The sequence below is a fragment of the Actinomadura geliboluensis genome, from assembly GCF_005889745.1.
Lineage (GTDB): Bacteria > Actinomycetota > Actinomycetes > Streptosporangiales > Streptosporangiaceae > Spirillospora > Spirillospora geliboluensis.
In genome coordinates this window covers 1-20206 of sequence record NZ_VCKZ01000045.1, presented here as the reverse complement: position 1 = coordinate 20206, position 20206 = coordinate 1, and the positions used below count along the sequence as shown (strand labels likewise).

The window sequence follows — 20206 nt, the reverse complement described above, 5'->3', positions numbered from 1 at the left end:
GCGCGGCCTGCCGCCGCGCCGCCGACCTGCTGCCCGTCCTCGACGAGGCCGGGCCGCGCGGGCGCGCCGCCCTGCTGGAGGCGATGGCCGACGCGCTCGCCGCCGTCCAGAGTGCGCCCACGATCGCCCTGTACAGCGAGCCGCACGAGACCGATCTCGCCGCCCGCCTGGCAGCCCTGGCCCGCGACCGTACGGGCCACCTGGCCTTCGACTCCGCTCCGGCCCCGCCGGACGCGGTCGCGCTCGGCCGCTTCCTGCGGCCCGTCACCTACGAGAGCTGCGCGCCGCGCCTGCTCCCGCCGGCGCTCCGCGACGGCAACCCCTGGCGCCCGCCCCGCCGCCACGACGGCGCCCTCGTCCTCCCCGCGACCTGAGCGGGGAGGACGAGGGCGCGCGCCGTCAGCCCAGCCGGGACTCGATGGCCTCGATGATGCGCGGACGCAGCTCGGCGGCCGGGATGACCGCGTCGACGGAGCCGACCTCGACCGCGCGGCGGATGTCGTGGACGCGGTCGAACTCCGCGGCGACCTCGCCGAGCTTCTCCGCCCGGACCGACGCGCGCAGCTCGTCCAGCTCCGCGATCAGCGCCGCGCGGTCGGCGCCGGTCGCGGCGGCGACGCGCGGCTCCAGCTCCCGGACGCGCGGGTCGGCGGCGGTGCGGGCGTCCACGTCGCGGGAGAACACCGCCGCGGCGGCGGGCGCGCCGCCGAGCACCGACGCGAACGAGCCCTCCAGCGCGAGGACGGTCATGTTCGGGTTCAGCGCCTTGGAGAACACCACGAACGCGCCCCCGTGGTAGCGGGAGATCACGCAGAACACGATCGGGCCGCGGAAGTTCACGATCGCGCGGCCGATCTCCGCGCCGTACTCCAGCTGGAGCTTGCGCAGCGACTCCGGCGAGCCGTCGAAGCCCGACAGGTTCGCCAGCACCACCAGCGGCCGGTTGCCGCTGGCCGCGTTGATCGCCCGCGCGGCCTTCTTCGACGACTGCGGGAACAGCGTGCCCGCGGTGTAGGAGTCGGGGCCGTCGGTCGGCGGGAACCCGCGCCGCGGCACCGCGTGCGACTCGATGCCGAGCAGGCACACCGGGATGCCGCCGAGGTGGACGTCCTGCACGACGGCGGTGTCGGCGTCGGCCATGCCCGCCCACCGCTCCAGGACCGGGTGGTCCTGGTCGGACAGCGCCCGCATCACGGTCCGGATGTCGAACGGCTTCTTGCGGTCCGGGTTGGCCGCGGCGGAGAAGATCTCGCCGACGGTGGTGAAGTCGCTGCCCTCCACGATGTGCGGGAAGTCGGAGACGTCGCGGTCGGCGGGGTCGGTGGTGGCGGCGCGGCGCGGCGCGTCCTCGCCGGGGACGACATAGGTGTGGTCGTAGTGCGCCATCAGCACGTCCCGCGCGGCGACCAGGTTCGGCGCCCAGTACTGCGCCTGCCCGTTCGGCCCCATCACCCGGTCGTAGCCGCCGATGCCGAAGTTGTCCTCGGCCGAGACGCCGCCGGAGAAGTCGAGCGCCTGCTTGCCGGTCAGCACCATCGCCGACTCCGGCGTCATCACGAGGACGCCCTTGGTGTGCATGAGCATCGTCGCCTCGGCGTTCCAGTACGGCTGCGCGCCGACGTTGATGCCCGCGACGACGACGTTGATCTCGCCGCCGTCCTGGGTGAACTCGACGATCCGCTTCAGCGCCGCCGCCACCCAGTCCATGTTCTCGGTGCCCGACTCCATGGAGATCCGGGCGCCGGCCGACAGCGCGTACCACTCCACCGGCACCCGCATCCGCTCGGCCAGGTCGAGCGCGGCGATCACGCGGCGGCACTCCGGCTCCGACAGGGCGCCGAGCGCCTTCGTCGGGTCGCCGAGCAGCACCACCCGGGTGACGCCCTCCGGGTGGCGGGGGGTCGGGGTGGTGACGACGCCCGCGACGATCGCGGCGGTGTTGCGGCCCGCCGGCCGGTCGACCGGCACCAGCGCGTGCGCGTCGTCGAGGTCGTGCTCGGCGAAGTCGCCGAGCATCCCGGTCAGCTCGTACGGGTACACGGTGTTGCGGCTGCGGGCGCGCAGCACCTTCTGCCGGTAGCCGTCGACCGGCACGACCGGGTCGTCGGACGGCTCGCCCACGGTCAGGGTCGTGCCGCCGGCGGCGTCGAACGCGATCCGGACGGTCCGCTTGAGCAGCTCGCCGGTCTCCGGGTCGCGGCGCCGCCCGATGATCTCGATCTCCTCCAGCCCGGCGCCGGCGGCGGTCGGCAGCATCCGGTCGACGAGCATCTCCAGCTCGGCGCGGGTGAGGTCGCTCGGCGGCCAGACGTAGATCACGATCCGGTTGGTGGGCAGCCGCTTCTTGGACGGGCGCCGCTCCTGCGCGCGCCGGATCGAGTCGAGGCAGGTGGCGATGATGAACTCGGCGGTCGGCAGCGACAGCAGCCGGCCGTCGTGGTCGCGCAGCCCGGACAGGTCCCGCACCTGCGCGAACGCCACCAGCCGGTCGTCGGAGGGGTTCTCCCGCGCCACGCACTGGAACAGGTAGACCTCCTCGTCGGAGGACGGGAGCCGGGTGAGGTCGAACCCGCTCAGCCGCTCCATCCGCATCCGCTGCGCGATGTGCGGGTGCAGGCCGCGGATCAGCCGCTCCTCGGCCATCCCGGTACCGGACGGGCGGAAGGTGAAGTGGTGGTGCATGACCGCGCCGCTGCTGCCCGCGACGGTGGCGGTGATGCGGCGGACGCGGTCCGGCAGCGGATGCGCGGCGAGGACGTCGCCCAGCGCGGCCGCCATCGCGTCGAAGTCCTCCGGCTGGTTCTCCCAGGAGAGGTAGATGTCGGCGTCGACGGCGTCCTCGCCGGCCGCGAGGCCGGCGAGGCCGGCCAGCGCGCCGCCGAGGGCGTCGAAGCTCACCGCCGCGGAGACCAGGCACGAGCCCGCCCGCTCGGCGACGACGAACGCGCAGCCCCCGGCCTCGGCGGTGCGGACGCCGGTCAGGCCCTTGTTGCCGTAGTAGCGCCGGGTCAGCACCTCCAGCATGACCGTGTTGTCGCGGTCGCCGCGGCGGAGCCGGCGGCCGAGCAGCCGCACCAGCGGCTCGGTGCTGCGCACCATCTCGGCGATGCGGTCGGCGCGGTCCGGCGCGTCCGGGCGGGCGTCCAGGTGGCGCAGGTGCCGGCGGACGTCGGCGTAGACGCGGGCGCGGTCGCGGCGCAGCATCGGCTGGGCGTACCAGGCGAACACGACGCCGCACGCGAGGTCGTAGACCACCGGGAACCGCACCTGCGCGGCGGTGATCAGCCGCTGCAGCGCGAGGCCGGCGGGCTCGCGCAGCGCCTCCACCGGCGGCGGCTCGCGCAGCCAGGCGCGTAGCAGCGCGCTGACGACCGCGGCGTCCGCGGACGCCCGCTGCCGGGACAGGAAGATCCGGAACACCGCCGCCTCGAGCTCGGGGGTGCGGTCCAGGTCGGTGACGCCGTAGTGGCCGAGCGCCTTGGCGAGCCGCTCCTGGAACGCCGCCGGCAGCCCGGCCCGCTCCACGTCGAGGCTCTGCAGGTAGGTGTGGAAGTACTCGCGGGCGCTGTGCACGTGCCCGTCCGCGCCGTCCCCGCCGGCGGGCCGGTCGCGGGTCAGCTCGGCGAGGTCGGCGAACACGTCCAGCAGCGCGATCTCCTCGGCCAGCGGCCGGTGGCCGTCCGCGGCGGCGGCCTGGCGCGCGGCGAGGTAGTCGGCGAGGGCGCGGCGCTCGTCATGCGGGTCGACGTCGAAGCCGAGCAGCAGGCTGCGCAGGTCCTCCCGGCCGCGGGCGGCGCGCTCGCGGGCCGGGACCGCGGCGGGCGCGGCGGGCAGGTCCAGTTCGGCGGACGCGGTGGCCGCGGCCTCCCCGGCCTCGGCGGCGTCGGCGAGCGGCTCCAGCCGCAGCAGCGGCGCGCCGGTCTCCACCTGGCTGCCGACCGACACGACGCATTCCTTCAGCCGCGCCTTGAACGGCGCCCGCAGCACCGTCTCCATCTTCATGCTCTCCAGCACCAGGACGGGCGCGCCCGCCTCGACCTCGGCGCCGGGCTCCAGCGGGGTCGCGACGACCAGCGCGGGCGCGGGGGAGCGGACGACGCCGCCCTCGTCCCGGCTGACCCGGTGCGTCACGCCGTCCACCTCGACGAGGTGGACGGGGCCGTGCGTCCCGGTGAGCAGCCGGTACCGGGTGCCGTTGACGGTGATCTGCGCGGTGTGCCGGTCGAAGCGGTCGAGTTCGACGTCGGCGGTGCGGACGTCGTCGCCGGCCTCGACGGCGACGCGGAACCGGTCCGCGCCGACCCGCGCGACCCGCACCCGGTAGCCGGCGCCGCGCAGCTTGAGGTCGAGCGGCCGGCCGCTCTCGTGCCGCACCTGCGGGCGCCCGCCGGACGCGGTGGACAGCAGCCGGCTCCGCGCGGCGCGCTCGTCCTCCTCGTACGCCTCGATGGCGGCGGCGGCGAGCGCGACCGCGGAGTGCCGGCCGCTGACGAGGTCGCCCTCGGCGCGCACCCGGTCGATCCAGCCGGTGTCGGCGCTCGCGCCGACGACCTCGGGCCGGTCGAGCAGGTCGAGCACGAAGCTCTTGTTCGTCGCGCCGCCCTCGATGATCACGGTGGTCTGCGCCATCGCCCGGCGCAGCCGGCCGAGCGCCTCGTCGCGGTCCCGGCCGTAGGCGATGATCTTGGCGATCATCGAGTCGAAGTCGGCGGGGATGGTGTCGCCCTCCCGGACGCCGGTGTCCACCCGGACGCCGGGCCCGGCGGGCAGGTCGAGCCGCGCGATGCGGCCGGGCGCGGGGGCGAAGTCGCGGTCGGGGTCCTCGGCGTTCAGCCGGGCCTCGACGGCGTGCCCGCGCTCCGCCGGCGGCGCGCCCTCCAGCCGGCCCCCGGCGGCGACGTGCAGCTGCGCCCGCACCAGGTCGAACCCGGTGACGGCCTCGGTGATCGGGTGCTCGACCTGGAGCCGGGTGTTGACCTCCAGGAACGCGAACAGCTCGTCGCCGGGGTGGTAGAGGAACTCCACGGTCGCCGCGCCCCGGTAGCCGACCGCGACGGCGAGCCGCTCGGCGGACGCCTTCAGCTCCGCGGCCTGCTCGGCGCGCAGCACCGGCGACGCCGACTCCTCGATGACCTTCTGGTTGCGGCGCTGCACCGAGCAGTCGCGGACGCCGAGCGCCCACGCGGTCTCGCCGTCGGCGATCACCTGGACCTCGACGTGCCGGGCGCCGGTGACCAGCCGCTCCAGGAACACCACGCCGCTGCCGAACGCGCGCGCGGCCTCCTGGCTGGTGCGCTCGTAGGCGTCGGCCAGCTCCGCCTCGTCGTTGATGACGCGGATGCCGCGCCCGCCGCCGCCCGCGGTCGCCTTCAGCATCAGCGGGTAGCCGATCCCGGCCGCGGCCTCGCGCGCCGCGTCCAGCGTCGCGACGGCGCCGCGGCTCCACGGCGCGACCGGCACGCCGACCTCCTCGGCGATCAGCTTCGCGCCGATCTTGTCGCCGAGCCGGCGCATCGCCTCGGCGCTCGGGCCGACGAAGGTGACGCCGATCCGCTCGCACAGCTCCGCGAACGCCGGGTCCTCCGCGACGAAGCCCCAGCCGACCCACGCGGCGTCGGCGCCGGTCTCCACCAGGGCCCGCTCCAGCACCTCCAGGTTCAGGTACGGCCGCGCGGCCGCGGGCCCGAGGTCGTGGGCGAGGTCGGCCTCGCGGACGAACGTGGCGGCGCGGTCGACGTCGGTGTGCAGGGCGACCGTCTCGATCCTTGCCCCGGTCTCGGCGGCGAGGCCCCGGACGGCGTGGATGAGCCGCATGGCGGCCTCTCCGCGGTTGACGATGGCGACACGACTGAACACCCGACCGAGCCCTCCTGTAGACCACTGCGCACGCCGCGCGACGGCGCCCCCGACGGTGCCACCTTTCCGCCTACCGGCCCGTAGCGCCATGTCGCAGACATCGCACGCTGAGCGGCTGGAGTTGTGGGAATCGTGCAAAGCCGGGGCCCGGACGCCGCCTTACGGAGAGCCCGGAACGCGGGCGGCGATGACGGCGATGTCGTCGGTGCCGGTGGTCGGGAGGCCGGTGAGGATGCCGTCGCAGAAGGCGGGCAGGGGGGCCTCGCAGAGCTCGGCGGCCCGCCGGCGGAGCCGGCCGAGGCCCTGGTCGAGGTGCTCGTCGGGGTGCTCGATGAGGCCGTCGGTGTAGAGGAAGAAGGTGGAGCGGGGCGGCAGCGGCACGACGGCGCTGATGCAGGGCTGGTCGACGAGCAGGCCAAGCAGCGGGTTGGCGGCGTCCTCCAGCAGCCGGGCGTCGCCGCCGGCGGTGACCAGGAGCGGCGGCGGGTGGCCGGCGACCGCGTAGTTGAGCTGCAGGCCGCCCGCGGGCGACTTCTCGATCCGGGCCAGCACGCAGGTGGCGGTGCCCTCGGGCGCGAGCGTGGCCATCGCGATGTTCAGCCGGCGCAGGATGTCGCCCGGGGGCTCCTCGCGGTCGACCGCGAGCCCCCGCAGCATGTTGCGGAGCTGGCTCATCGCGACGGCGGCGCCGAGGTCGTGCCCGGCCACGTCGCCGATGACGAGGGCGGTGGCGCCGTCGCGGAGCACGAACGAGTCGTACCAGTCGCCGCCCACCTCGGCGGCGGCGGGGCTCGCCCGGTACCTGGCGACGATGTCCAGGCCGGGGACCTCGGGCGGCTGCGCGAGGAGGCCGTGCTGGAGGGCGAGGGCGACCCGCTGCGTGCGCTGGAACAGCATGGCGCTGCTCAGCGCGTCGTGCGCGTGGTCGAACATCTGCCCCATCAGCGCGACGTCGTCCGCGCCCATCGGGGGGCGGTCGCCGCAGGCGGACGCGGTCACCACGGCCGCGACCGCGCCGTCCACGACCACCGGCAGCACCACCACGCTGTGGGCCTTGGCGTCGGTGAGCCACGACACGGTGCTCGCGGGCAGCAGGTCCTCCGGCGGCTCCCCGGGCGGGAAGCTGCGGCGGACCGGGCGGCGCCGCCGGATCGCCTGGACGAACCCGCTGTCGGCCGCGAACCACTCCTCCCCGGCCGGGAGCCGCCTGGGCAGCCCGTCCCGGGCGGCGGTGGCGATGCGCCGGGACAGGACGGGGGCGCTCGCCGGCCGCTCGGCGAACTCGGGCAGCAGGTGCACGCCGCAGCCGTCGGCGAGCGCCGGGACGAGGACGTCCGCCAGCGCGCCGAGCATGTCGTGCAGGTCGGCGTGCTCGGCGGTCGCGACGGCGGCGCGGCCGAGCAGCTCCTGGCGGCGCTGCCGCTGCCAGCGCTGCTCGACGTCGGCGCAGGTGCCCACCCACTCCACGACGGCGCCGCCCTCGTACACCGGCGCGGCGTGCACCTCGAAGTGCCGGTACTCGCCGTCCACGGTCCGCAGCCGGTAGACGTGCCGCCAGGGGGTCGCCTCGCGCAGCGCCGCGTGCCAGGAGCGCAGCGTCGGCAGGCGGTCGTCGGGGTGCAGCGCCCGCAGCCAGCCCTCGCCGCGGAACTCCTCCCAGTCCTGCCCCGTCACCCGCTCCCAGCCGGGGCTCGGCTCGATGATCCCGCCGTGCGGCCCGGAGACCCAGACGATCTCGGCGCTCACCCGGATCAGGCTCTGGAACCGGTGCAGCAGCCGGCGCCGCGTCTCGGCCATCTGCCGCGCGCGCCGGGCCGTGGTCACCTGCTCGGTGACGTCCGCGGCGACGGCGAGGACGCCGGGCTCGCCGTCCTCGAACCGGGAGAGGCTGAAGGAGAAGAACCGCCGCTCGCGGCCGGAGCCGAAGTGCAGGGTCACCGGCGCGTCCGCGACGTCGACGGGCTCCCCGGTGGCGAGCACCCGGTCGAACAGTTCGAAGTAGTCCTGTTCGAGGAGCTCGCCGAACGCCTCGCGGATCGGCCGCCCGATCGGGCGCGCCCCGAAGCTCGCCCGGTAGGCGATGTTGGTGTAGACGAGGCGGTGGTCGGGACCGGTCGTCACGGCCACGCCCACCGGCGCGAGGTCGAATACCTCCAGCGTGAGCTTGCGGTGCCGTTCCGTCCCGGCGTCGTCCATCGTCCCCCCGTCGGCCGGCCGTCCTCGTGATCGCCGTACCCCGGGAACCGGGCGAATATGGGGATCTTGACTGCGGTTGCGGAGAGGTTTACCGTCCGCGGCGGGTTCATACGCCGAGCCCAGGCGTCCGGAGGCCGCGCGCATGACAGATGGGGTCAGCACGGGTGGGGCCGGCGTCCGCGCCGCTCCGGCGCTCGGCAGGGAGAACGTGCTCGGCGGCGTCCGCGCGCACCTCGCCGCCGGCGGCGGCGTCCTGCTGGAGGGCCCGGTCGGGATCGGGAAGTCCACCCTGTTCGCGACGCTGGCGGCCGAGCACGCCGCGGCCGGCCACCGGGTGTTCTCCTGCTGCCCGGCCGAGGCCGAGCACCAGCTGCCCTTCCTCGGCCTGAACGACCTGATCGCGCAGGTGGTGGACGAGGTCATCGACCGGCTGCCGCCTCCCGAGCGCCGGGTCCTGCGCTCGGTGCTGCTGCTCCAGGACGTCCCGACGGGGGAGCGCGACCTGCTGTGCCTGCGGCTCGGGGTGCTGCACGCCTTCCGGCTGCTGTGCTCCGAGCGGCCGGGGCTGGTGCTGGTCGACGACGCGCAGTGGCTGGACCGCCCGACCGGGGAGCTGCTGGCGTTCGTGGCGCGGCGGGCGGCCCGACTCGCGCCGCCGCTGCGGATGGCGGCCTCGGTCCGGCCGGAGCCCGCGCCCGGCGAGCCGGGGGCGGGCGGCCGGTGGCGGGACGCGGCGGGCCTGTGCCCGGCGCCGGTGCTGGCGGTCCGGGTGCCGCCGATGTCGGCGGCGGAGCTGGCGGTGCTGCTCGGCGGCCGGTTCGGCCGGTCCTGGCCGCGCGCGCAGCTCGCCCGGATCCACGAGGTCAGTGGCGGCAACCCGTTCTTCGCGGTGGAGCTGGCGCGCAGCGTGCTGGAGCATCCGAGCGCCGCCGACCCGCCCATCCCGCAGAGCCTGTCGGTGCTGATCCGCAAGCGGCTGGCGGCGCTGTCCCCGGCCGTCCGGGAGGCGCTGCTGGTGGCGAGCGCGGCGAGCCGCCCGTCGGTGGAGCTGCTGCGCCGGACGGGCCGCGGCGACCTCGCGGAGGCCGAGCGGCGCGGCATCGTGGCGGTGGACGAGGCCGGGCAGATCCGCTTCACCCATCCGCTGCTGTCCGCCGCGATCTACGCCGAGGCTGAGCCCGTCGAGCGGAAGGCGGCGCACCGGGCGCTGTCCCAGGCGGTGCACGACCCGGTGGAGCGCGCCCTGCACCTGGCCCGGCTGACGTCCGGCCGGGACCGGCGCATCGCGGCGACGCTGGCGGAGGCCGCGGCGGTGGCGCGCCGCCGCGGCGGGCTGTCCACGGCCGCGCATCTCGGCGAGCTGGCCGCCGACCGCACCCCCGAGTCGGCGCGGGACGCCGCGGTCGGCCGGCGGCTCGGCGCCGCCGAGGACGCGGTCGCCGCGGGCGACTACCCGCTGGCCCGGCGGCTGGCCCGGCGCGTCCTGGAGACGACGGCCCGGCCGGACGAGCGGGTCCGGGCGTGGATCGTGGTGCTGGACTCCTCCGGGCAGGCGCTCGCCGAGGTGGAGGAGGTCTTCCCCAAGGCGATGGAGGACGCGCGCGGCGAGCCGCTGCTGCTCGCGCCGCTGCACTACCGGCTGAGCTGGCGGGCGTGGCTGGTGCGGGGCTCGGCGACGGCCGCGCACGTGCACGCCCGCCGGTCGGCCGAGCTGGCCGCCCTGGCGGGGGACCGCGGGACGGAGCTGTTCGCGCTGTCCAAGCAGGCGAGCATCGAGCTGTTCCTCGGGCACCCGGACGCCGAGCGGACGCTCCGCAGGGCGCTGGCGGAGCCGCAGGACCCGCAGGTGATGTGGCACCACAACGGGCCCGTCTACGTCAAGCACCGCCACCATCTGATGCACGACCGGGTCAGCGAGGCTCGCGCGGAGTTACGGGCGCTGATGTACAGCGTCCGCCAGCGCGGCGTGGTGGAGAGCCTGTGCCTGTGCCTGTACTGCATGACGCAGGTGGAGATCTACCAGGGGCGCTGCCGCCGGGCGCTCCGCCTGGCCGGGCAGAGCTTGGACCTCGCCGAGGACTCCGGGCTGAGCCAGGGGCCGTCCTGGTACGCGCTGGCGCTGGCGGAGGCCGCGGGCGGCGACCTCGGCCGGGCGCTGTCGGCGGCGGAGCAGGCGGTGCAGCACAGCGCCGACGACGGCGACCAGCTGTTCCTGCCGCGCGCCCTGCACGCGGAGGGGCTGGTCCGGCTGCAGCTCGGCGACGCGGGCGCGGCGGTGCGGGTGCTGGACCAGGTCCGCGCGCTGGAGACCGGGCAGGGGCTCGGCGACCCCGCGATGCGGCGCTGGCACGCCGACCTCGCCGACGCCCTCGTGGCCGCCGGCCGCGCCGGGGAGGCGGCCGAGCTGGTCGCCGGGACGCGGGCGCGGGCCGCCCGGCTGGGACGGCGCGGCGTGCTCGCCGTGCTGGAGCGTTCCGCGGCGCTCGTCCGCGCGGCCCAGGGCGATCTCGGCGCGGCCGAGGAGGGGCTGGAGCACGCGGCGGAGCTGCTCCAGGCCCTGCCCTACCGGCTGGAGGAGGGCCGCGCGTGGCTGGAGCTGGGCGTGCTGCGCGCCCGGCGGGACGACCCGGAGCGCGGCCGCGCGGCGCTGCTGCGGGCGCGCGGCGTCTTCGCCAAGGCCGAGGCGCGGCCCTGGCTGGCCCGCACCCAGGCCGAGCTGCAGCGGCTCGCCGCCGCCGGGCCGGTCCGGCGGGCGTCGGGCGACGACCCGCTCGGCGTGCTCACCGACGTCGAGCGCAGGGTGGCGGTCCTGGTGGCGGAGGGGGCCACGAACCGGGAGATCGCCGCCCGGCTGTTCCTCAGCATCAAGACGGTCGAGGCCGCGCTCACCCGGACGTTCCGCAAGCTCGGCGTCCGCTCCCGGGTCGACGTCGCGCGGCTCACCGTATCCGGCCGCTGATCCCCGGCCGCTGATCCCCGGCCGCGGGCCCGCCGGCTCCCGCACATAGGGATATCCCTATGCATTCTTCGCCAGGCTTACTAATGCGGACGAAGCTGCTCACACTCGCGCTTGTCAACCCCCCGTCACCACGGGCTCCCTTCAGTGGTGAAAGGACGTCCATCCCATGTCCCAACGGACAATCGCGATCGCCGCGTCGGCGGCGGCGCTGGTCGCCCTGACCGGCGTCGCCGTGGCCTCGCCGGCCGCGGCCACCCCGCAGGCCCCGCCCCGTCCGCACCAGCCCGCCGGGCCGTCCGCGTTCGCGGACGCGCCCTTCACGCTCAACCCGTCCCCGTCCGTCCGCAAGCGCGCCATCGCCAGGGCGCGGAAGGCCATCGCGGCGCACCCCGGCCGCGCGCACCGCGCCGGCGGGCACGAGTTCACCGCCCGGTCGGTCGTCGTCGACCGCGACGGGTCGGCCGACGTCCGGTTCGACCGCACCTACCGCGGGCTCCCCGTCTACGGCGGGGACCTCGTCGTGCACCTCAGGCCGGACGGCTCCTACGGCGCGCTGGAGACGGCGTCCGACACCGCCGGCGCGATCCGGACGACGCCCAAGGTGCGCGCCTCGGCCGCCGCCGGGATCGCCCGCACGCAGCTCAAGGGCACGGTCTCGGCGGTCTCGAAGCCGAAGCTGGCCATCAAGATGGAGGGCCGGTCCGCGGCGCTGGTCTGGCAGACCGTCGTGACCGGCGTCCGCGCCGACCGCACGCCCAGCAAGCTGCACGTGCTGGTGGACGCCCAGAAGGGCGGCGTCGTCCAGAGCGACGACGAGGTCTCCACGTTCGTGCCGTCCGGCGTCCGGACCGCCCCGGCCGCCACCACCCCGGCCACAGCCCTGACCCAGGGCACGGGCCACGGCATCTACGTCGGCACCGTCAACCTCGACCTGACACAGTCCGGCAGCACCTGGACGATGCGGGACCCCTCCCACGGCAACGGGTACACCACCAACCTGAACCACGCCACGTCCGGGACCGGCACCGTCTTCAGCAACTCCACCGGCGAGTTCGGCAACGGCAGCAACAGCGACCCGTCGTCGGCCGGAGTGGACGCGCACTACGGCGCCGCCATGACCTACGACTACTTCAAGAACGTCCACGACCGGAACGGCATCTTCGGCGACGGCAGCGGCGTCCCGTCCCGCACCCACTACGGCAACGCCTACGTCAACGCGTTCTGGGACGGCTCCCAGATGACCTACGGCGACGGTGAGGGCAACGCCAGGCCGCTGGTCGAGATCGACGTCGCCGGGCACGAGATGAGCCACGGCGTGAGCGGCGCCATCGTCGGCTGGGGCGAGAACGGCGAGACCGGCGGGATGAACGAGGGCACCAGCGACATCTTCGGGACGATGGTGGAGTTCTACGCCGACAACCCCGTGGACAAGCCCGACTACACCATGGGCGAGCTGATCGACATCTTCGGCAACGGCGACCCGCTGCGCTACATGTACAACCCGGCGCTGGACGGCCAGTCGCCGAACTGCTGGGACAGCGGCAACGGCGGGCTCGACCCGCACTACTCCATGGGCCCGCTGAACCACTGGTTCTTCCTGACCGCCGTGGGCAGCGGCGACCACGGCTACGGCAACAGCCCGACGTGCAACAACTCCACCGTCACCGGGATCGGCAACGACAAGGCCGCCAAGATCTGGTTCAAGGCCCTCGCGTCCTACGCCAACAGCAACGAGAACTACGCCGACGCCCGCGTCGACTCGCTGAAGGCCGCGGCCGACCTGTACGGCACGCACTGCACCGAGTACAACACCGTGATGGCCGCCTGGGCGGCGGTCAGCGTCACCGGCTCCGACCCCGTGCCCGGCGAGTGCCCCGGCCAGGGCGCCAACCCGAAGGTCACCAACCCCGGGAACCAGACCGGCACGGTCGGCACGGCCGTCAACCTCGCCGTGCAGGCCAGCGACCCGAACGGCGAGACGCTGAGCTACAGCGCGACCGGGCTGCCGGCCGGGCTGTCGATCAATGCCTCCAGCGGCGTGATCTCCGGGACCCCGACCACGGCGGGCTCCAGCACCGTCACGGTCACGGCGAAGAACACCTCGGGCCTCACCGGCACCGCGTCCTTCACCTGGACGGTCAACCCGCCCGGCGGTGGCTGCTCCGCGCCGGGCGACAAGGTGTCCAACGGCGGGTTCGAGAGCGGGACGTCGCCCTGGACCACCACCACGGGCGTCGTGTCGTCCAACAGCGACGGTGAGACCGCCCACTCCGGCACGCACTACGCCTGGCTCGACGGCTACGGCCGCACCCACACCGACTCGGCGGCGCAGTCGGTGACGATCCCGGCCGGGTGCAAGGCGACGCTGACGTACTACGTGCACATCGACACCGCGGAGACCACCGGCGTCACGGCCTATGACAACCTCACGGTAAAGGTCGGCGGCACCACGGTCGCCGCCTACTCCAACCTCGACGCCAACTCGGGGTACGTCCAGAAGAGCATCGACGTGTCCGCCTACGCGGGCCGGACCGTCACGCTCTCGTTCTCCGGCACGGAGGACGCCGCCCTGTACACGAGCTTCGTCATCGACGACGTGGCCGTGAACGCGAGCTGACCGACGCGTTCCCGCCGCCGGCCCTCATCCGGGGGCCGGCGGCGATCGAGAGCGGCCCGGACGCCCCGATGCGGCCGGCGGGGGTGTCCCGCCGGCCGCATCGGGCAGCCTGAGGGCGTGGAACCGCTGCTGACGTTCGGCCACGGCACGGCGGGGCGCGCGGAGCTGGCGCCCCTGCTGCGCGGCGCCGGGGTGCGGTCCGTCGTGGACGTCCGCACCGCGCCCGGCAGCCGCCGCAACCCCGACGTGCAGCGCGACGCCCTCGCGGAATGGCTGCCCGCCGAGGGCGTCGGCTACCGCTGGGACAAGCGCCTCGGCGGCTTCCGCCGCGCCGCGCCCGACAGCCCCGACAGGTTCTGGCGCAACGACTCCTTCCGCGGGTACGCCCGGCACACCCGCAGCCCCGAGTTCCTGGACGCGATGGACGAGTTGCTGCGCGAGGCCGGGCAGGCCCGCACGGCCGTCATGTGCAGCGAGTCGGTGTGGTGGCGCTGCCACCGCCGGCTCATCGCCGACTTCGCCGTCCTGGCGCGCGGCCGCCCCGTCCTGCACCTGGCCCACGACGGCCGCCTCACCGAGCATCCGCCCACGTCGGGCGCGCGCCTGCGGGAGGACGGCCGGCTCGTCTACGACGGGGAATGACCGGCCCCGGGCCCCGCGCGCCCGGGACCCCCGTGAGGCGGCCAGTGTCCCACCCTGGTGCCCCTGCCGGAGGCGGCGATGACAGTTGTCGGTGTCGGCCCGCCGGTCGCATGACCAGCGGGTCATACGGGACGGGACCTCCCGCATCGGAAAAAAGTTCGCGGGAACTGTCACGGGTGGGGGGTCCGCCTTGTCCTAGATGGCGGCCGGGCGGCGACCGCCGCCGCCCGGCGAACTGGAGGGGATCGAACATGAAGATCGTGGTCATCGGAGGCACCGGCCTGATCGGGTCGAAGGTCGTGGAGAGGCTGAGCGCGCGGGGGCACGAGGCGGTCGCGGCGGCGCCCAACACCGGGGTGAACACGCTGACCGGCGAGGGCCTCGCGGACGTGCTGGCGGGGGCGTCGGTGGTGGTCGACGTGGCGAACTCGCCGTCGTTCGAGGACAAGGCCGTGCTGGAGTTCTTCGAGACCTCGACCGGCAACCTGCTGGCCGCCGAGGAGGGCGCGGGCGTCGGCCACCATGTCGGGCTGTCGATCGTGGGCACCGAGCGGGAGCCGTCCCGCGGCTACTTCCGCGCGAAGCAGGCCCAGGAGGACCTGATCCGCAAGTCGCCGATCCCGTACTCGATCGTGCACGCCACGCAGTTCTTCGAGTTCACCCGGGGCATCGCCGACGACGCCACCGACGGCGGCACCGTGCGGATCGCGCCCGTGCAGTACCAGCCCATGGCCGGCGACGACGTCGCCGCGCGGGTCGCCGAGGTCGCGATGGGCGCCCCGCTGAACGGCCGGATCGAGATCGCCGGGCCGGAGCGGTTCCGGATGGACGAGTTCATCCGCGACGCGCTGGCCTACTGGAACGACCCGCGCGAGGTCGTCGCCGACCCGCACGCGCACTACTTCGGGGCCGAGGTCGAGGAGCGGAGCCTGGTCCCGCTCGGCGACGCCGTCCTCGGCTCGATCCGCTACGCCGACTGGCCCGGCCGCGACGCGGTGGCGAAGTAGGCACCGCCGGACGATCGGGGGAGTGCCATGACCGCAGCGGCGATGGTCGCCGAGTTCGATGACGTGGCGGAATGGACGGCCGAGGCGGTCGAGCTGCTCGGGGACCGGTACGCGATCCCGGCCGCCTGCCGCGGCAGCGCGAACCCGGCGGCGCTGGCCTGGCTCGCCGAGGCGTGCGAGCTGGCGCCCGGGACGACGCTGCTGGACGTCGGCGCCGGCGCGGGCGGCCCGGCGGCCTGGGCGGCCGAGCGGTTCGGCGTCCGGCCGGTGCTGCTGGAGCGGATGCCGGCCGCGTGCCGCGCGGCGGCCCGGCTGTTCGGGCTGCCGGTCGTGACCGCCGACGCGGCGCGGATCCCGCTGCGGACCGGGTCCGCCGACGCCGCCTGGTGCCTGGGCGTCCTGTGCACCGTCCAGGACAAGGCCGCGCTGCTCGGCGAGATCCACCGGGTGCTGGCCCCCGGCGCGTCGCTGGGGCTGCTGGTGACGGTCGCCCACGGCCCGGTGCTCGGCGCGGTCCCGGACGGCAACCACTTCCCCACCCAGCCGGAGCTCGCCGGACTGCTCGACGGGGCCGGGTTCGACCTCGTCGAGCAGATCGAGCGGCCCGGGTACGCGCCGCTGGCCTGGTCGCGCAGCGCCGCGGAGGTCGCCGCGCTCGTCGCCGCCCGGCACCGCGAGGAGCGGGCGTACGCGCTGGCCGCCCACCAGGGCGAGCGCTTCTCCCGCCTGCTCGCCTCCGGGCGGCTCTCCATGCAGCTCGTTCACGCCGTCGCCCGGCCCCGTGCGGCGCGGCCCCCAAGGAGGACACGTGACCTCAGCGAATGAGGACAAGAGTTTCGAGGTCGAACTGGAGATCGAGATCGAGGAGGAGCTGACCCTGGTCGAGTCGAGCCGCCCCGAGGAGGCGGCCGCCGCCCCCGTCGGCGAGTGGCTGTTCGACCCGGCCGACGCCGAGCGCGACGAGGTCGGCCTGCGCAACCTCCTCGGCGCCGTGGAGAAGTTGGAAGGCGACTCATGAGCCGGACGACCGCCCGTCCCGCACGGATCGCGACCCTGGAGAGCCTCCGCGAGCACCTGCAGTGGGCGATCGAGCTGGAGCACGCGACGCTGCCGCCGTACCTGTGCGCGCTGTACTCGCTCGACCCGGAGCGCAACCCCGAGGCCGTCCACGTGGTGGCGAGCGTGTTCGCCGAGGAGATGCTCCACCTGGCGCTCGCGGCGAACCTGCTCAACGCGGTCGGCGGCCGGCCCCGGCTGGACGCCCCGGAGATGCTCCCGCCGCACCCCCGGCCCCTGCCGCACGGCGACCGCTCCCTGGAACTGTCCCTGGTGCCGTTCGGCCCGGAGGCGATCGAGGCGTTCCTGCGGATCGAGAGGCCCGCACCGCCCGGTGCGCCGCCGGAGGACGACGCCTACGCGACGATCGGGCAGTTCTACGACGCGGTCGAGGAGGGGCTGCGCGGGCTGTGCGACCGGCTCGGCGAGGACGCGGTGTTCTCCGGCGACCCGGCCCGCCAGGTGACGTCCGCCCACTTCCGCAACAGCGCCGGGCGGCTGTTCGCGGTCACCGGCCTGACCTCGGCGCTGGCCGCGCTGGAGGAGATCGTCGAGCAGGGCGAGGGCACCGCGCGCGGTGAGGTCTGGGACGGCGACCGGGACGTCTTCCACCCCGAGCGGGACGAGGTCGCGCACTACTACCGGTTCCAGGAGCTGAAGGCGGGCCGGCGCTACCGGCGCGGCGACACCCCCGAGTCGGGGCCGACCGGCGAACCGGTCGCCGTGGACTTCGGCGGCGTCCGGCCGATGCGGCGCAACCCGCGCCTGGCCGACCATCCGCCGGGCAGCGAGATCCGCGCCGCCCAGGAGGAGTTCAACCGCACCTACTGCGGCATCCTGCACCTGCTCGAACTGGCCTTCGACGGCAGTCCGGGGATGCTGCCGGTCGCGGTCGGCACCATGTACGCGCTGAAGGCGCAGGCCGAGGCCCTGATGAGCATGCCGGACGAGGGCGGCACCACCGCCGGCCCCACCTTCGAGTACGTGCCGAAGGAGGCGCGCGGCTGGAGCAAAGGGGAGGAGCGGCGCGTCGTCGTGCTCCGCGACGGCCCGTACATCGTGTACGGCGGGATCCCGCTGCGCCGCAAGCGCAAGATCGTCTCGTCGGAGGGCGCCGCGCTGACCTGGCAGACGGGCGAGGACCTGCCCACCGAGGACGTGTACGCGCTGTGCCGCTGCGGCCGGTCGGGGTCCAAGCCGTTCTGCGACGGGACGCACGCCCTCGCCGGGTTCGACGGGACCGAGAGCGCCGGCCTCCGCCCCTACGCGGAGCTGCAGCACGTCCACGACGGGGTCGGCATCTCGGCGCAGCGGGTCGGGGAGCTGTGCATCCACGCCGCGTTCTGCATCGGCCGCACCCGGCCGATCGCCGAGATGCTCGCCGACACCGCCGACAGCGACGTCCGCGCCGAGATCATGGGGCGGATCGACCACTGCCCGTCCGGCTCCTACAGCTACGCCCTGCGGCGCGGCGGCGAGACGATCGAGGCCGACCTGCCGCAGGCGGTCTCCGTCCTCGCCGAGGAGGACGGCCTGGCGAGCGCGCTGTGGGTCACCGGCCGGGTGCCGGTCATGCGGTCGGACGGCCTGCCGCTGGAGACCCGCAACCGAGTGACGCTGTGCCGCTGCGGCCACTCGGAGAACAAGCCGCTGTGCGACGGCACCCACCGGGAGATCGGCTTCCGCGATGAGAACGCGCCGTGACTCCGCCGCACCGTGACGCGGCCGCGCCGCACCCGGAGTCCGGGATCCGGATCCGGGTGCGGATGCGGGCGCGCCCGATCGACGAGCCGCACCGGGCCGCGAGCCCGCTGGAGCTGCTGTTCGACCTGACGTTCGTGGTCGCGGTCGCGGCGGTCACCGCGCAGCTGGCGCACGAGATCGCGGCGGGGCGCGCGGCGGCCGGGGTCGTCCCGTTCCTCCTGGTCTTCTTCGCGATCTGGTGGGCGTGGATGAACTTCACCTGGTTCGCCTCGTCCTACGACACCGACGACGTGGCCTACCGGCTGCTGACCATGGTGCAGATGGCGGGCGTGCTGGTGCTCGCCGCCGGGGTGCCGGCGGCGGCGGACCACGACGACTGGCGCGGCGTCACGCTCGGCTACTTCATCATGCGGATCGGGCTCGTCACGCAATGGGTGCGGGCCGGGATCGAGGACCCGGACGGCCGCCGCACCGCGTTCCGGTACGCGGGCGGCATGATCGCGCTGCAGGTGGGCTGGATCGTGCGCCAGGCGGCCGCGGAGACCGGCGCTCTGCCGCCGTCCGCGCACGTCCCGGTCTTCCTGGTGCTGGCCGCGCTGGAGCTGGCCGTGCCGGCGTGGGCGGAGCGGGCCGCGCCCACCACCTGGCATCCGCACCACATCGCCGAGCGCTACGGGCTCTTCACGATCATCCTGCTGGGGGAGAGCGTCCTCGCCGCGACCCGGGGCGTCGCGGGGGCGCTGGCGGAGTCGGAGGTCAGCAGCCCGTTCCTGGTGATCGCGGTGTCCGGCCTGGTGGTGCTGTTCGCCCTGTGGTGGCTGTACTTCCTCGCCCCGGCGGGCGCGGGGCTGCGCGACCGGCGGCACCGCTCCTTCCTGTGGGGCTACGGCCACTACGGGATCTTCGCCGCGCTCGCGGCGCTCGGCGCCGGGCTGGAGGTCGCGGTCGAGCAGACCGGGCACCACGTGGCGGCGTCGCCGATGGCGATCTGCTACGCGGTCGCCGTCCCGGTGGGCGTGTTCCTCGCCCTGCTGTGGCTGGTGCACGCGCTGATCGCGTCGCCGCCGCTGGCCCACCCGGGCGCGGTGGCGGGGTGCGCCGCGGCCGTGCTGCTGCTCCCGCTGGCGGCGCCGCAGATCGGCGTGGCCGCCGTGGTCGCCGGGATCGCGGTGCTGTGCGTGCTGCTGACCGCCGTCACGATCGCGTCCCGCTGACCGGCGAGGGGAGGGTCAGTCCTCGCTCCAGCCGTGCTTGCGGGCGAAGGTCAGCAGGCTCTCGCGCAGCCGGACCAGGTGGGCGCCGGTCAGCTCGGGCACGCTGTCGAGGATCAGCTCGGTCAGCTCGATGCGCAGTTCCGTCGTGGTGAGGACGTCGCAGAGGACCTCGTCGTCGGACGGGACGATCCGCCCCCCGCCGCCGGCCGCGGGCGCGCGGTCGCCGATGACGCTGACGTCGAACGCCTTCAGCCCCCGCTCGCCGTCGATGAGCTCGTATTCGACCGAGGTCCCGGTGGCGATCAGCGTTTTGTCGTCGTTCAGATCATTCACATGGACGAAGACATCGGGACCGCCCTCGTCGGGCGTGATGAATCCGTAGCCGCGAACCTCATCGAACCGCGCGATCTTTCCCACATGCACCACGACAGCATCCTTCACCGAACGCACCTGCACCATCGTCCACCGAAATGCGCGGAGGGATCTCCATCGCGCCGCGTCGTCCCGGCCTTCGCCTCCAGGGTATCCAACGCGCCCCCCGCCGCGTGCGGAAGCGAAATCGCGCGATCCCGCGCTTACCGGGCCGCCTTCGGGGCGGCGCGGTCCGGGCGGTAGGGGGCGAGGGCGGGTTCGCCGCCGCGCAGGTCCGCGGCGATCAGGTCGGCGAGGTGCGGGCCCAGGGTCATGCCGCTGTGGGTGACGGCGGTGTAGAGGCCGGGCAGGTGCGGGCCGACGAGCGGGTACCCGTCGGCGGGCAGCGGCCGGACGCACCGGTGGACCGCCTCCACGCGGGCGGTGAGCGCGGGGATCAGCGTGCGGGCGCGGTCGAGGAGTTCGGCGGCCCGGCGGTCGAGGTCGGCCGCGGGGGTGCCGAGGTCGGTGGCGTCGTCCAGGTCGGCGGCCTCCAGCACCAGCCCGCCGCCGGGGACGGGGCGCAGGTCGACGCCGGGGGAGT

The 20206-nt window shown here is 75.0% G+C and carries 12 protein-coding genes and 1 pseudogene; 9 read left to right on the top strand and 4 right to left on the bottom strand.

Going from position 1 to position 20206, the window contains the following annotated elements:
- Positions 1-83: 83 nt before the first annotated feature.
- Positions 84-374: a hypothetical protein gene (locus ETD96_RS09360; protein ID WP_138635912.1), complete on the top strand. Its 291-nt coding sequence runs from the start codon at positions 84-86 to the stop codon at positions 372-374.
- A gap of 25 nt (positions 375-399) precedes the next feature.
- Here ETD96_RS09360 and ETD96_RS09355 read toward each other — a convergent pair whose 3' ends face one another.
- Both ETD96_RS09355 and ETD96_RS09350 read right to left on the bottom strand, forming a co-directional pair.
- Positions 400-5856 carry an ATP-binding protein gene (locus ETD96_RS09355; protein ID WP_138635911.1) on the bottom strand — a complete coding sequence of 1819 codons (5457 nt, stop codon included), beginning with the start codon at positions 5854-5856 and terminating at the stop codon, positions 400-402.
- A 159-nt stretch (positions 5857-6015) separates the two neighbouring features.
- Complete coding sequence (locus ETD96_RS09350) at positions 6016-8052, bottom strand: SpoIIE family protein phosphatase (RefSeq protein ID WP_138635910.1); 2037 nt, start codon at positions 8050-8052, stop codon at positions 6016-6018.
- 142 nt (positions 8053-8194) lie between these two features.
- Here ETD96_RS09350 and ETD96_RS09345 point away from each other — a divergent pair, with 142 nt between their 5' ends.
- The 8 genes from ETD96_RS09345 (at position 8195) to ETD96_RS09310 (ending at position 19251) form a co-directional block, all read left to right on the top strand.
- Complete coding sequence (locus ETD96_RS09345) at positions 8195-11011, top strand: helix-turn-helix transcriptional regulator (protein ID WP_138635909.1); 2817 nt, start codon at positions 8195-8197, stop codon at positions 11009-11011.
- 166 nt (positions 11012-11177) lie between these two features.
- On the top strand, positions 11178-13628 hold the full coding sequence (locus ETD96_RS09340) for a M4 family metallopeptidase (protein ID WP_138635908.1): 2451 nt from the start codon (positions 11178-11180) through the stop codon (positions 13626-13628).
- A 117-nt stretch (positions 13629-13745) separates the two neighbouring features.
- Positions 13746-14270: a DUF488 domain-containing protein gene (locus ETD96_RS09335; RefSeq protein WP_205719179.1), complete on the top strand. Its 525-nt coding sequence runs from the start codon at positions 13746-13748 to the stop codon at positions 14268-14270.
- Positions 14271-14521: 251 nt separating this feature from the next.
- Positions 14522-15277, top strand: a complete 756-nt coding sequence (locus ETD96_RS09330) for an SDR family oxidoreductase (RefSeq protein ID WP_138635906.1) — start codon at positions 14522-14524, stop codon at positions 15275-15277.
- Between the two features lie 27 nt (positions 15278-15304).
- Entirely contained in the window at positions 15305-16102 is a 798-nt protein-coding gene (locus tag ETD96_RS09325) for a class I SAM-dependent methyltransferase (protein ID WP_138635905.1), read from the top strand.
- Entirely contained in the window at positions 16086-16295 is a 210-nt protein-coding gene (locus ETD96_RS09320; RefSeq protein WP_138635904.1) for a hypothetical protein, read from the top strand. Before ETD96_RS09325 ends, ETD96_RS09320 begins: the two co-directional genes overlap by 17 nt.
- Positions 16292-18037: a ferritin-like domain-containing protein gene (locus ETD96_RS09315; protein WP_138635903.1), complete on the top strand. Its 1746-nt coding sequence runs from the start codon at positions 16292-16294 to the stop codon at positions 18035-18037. The genes ETD96_RS09320 and ETD96_RS09315 overlap by 4 nt, the downstream gene beginning before the upstream one ends.
- Positions 18034-19251: a low temperature requirement protein A gene (locus tag ETD96_RS09310; protein WP_240807418.1), complete on the top strand. Its 1218-nt coding sequence runs from the start codon at positions 18034-18036 to the stop codon at positions 19249-19251. The genes ETD96_RS09315 and ETD96_RS09310 overlap by 4 nt, the downstream gene beginning before the upstream one ends.
- Before the next feature lie 15 nt (positions 19252-19266).
- Here the strand turns inward: ETD96_RS09310 and ETD96_RS09305 are convergent, their stop codons facing one another.
- Complete coding sequence (locus ETD96_RS09305) at positions 19267-19677, bottom strand: cold-shock protein (RefSeq protein ID WP_205719178.1); 411 nt, start codon at positions 19675-19677, stop codon at positions 19267-19269.
- Between the two features lie 149 nt (positions 19678-19826).
- Positions 19827-20206 (bottom strand): annotated as a pseudogene (locus tag ETD96_RS44520) (hypothetical protein); the annotation flags it as partial.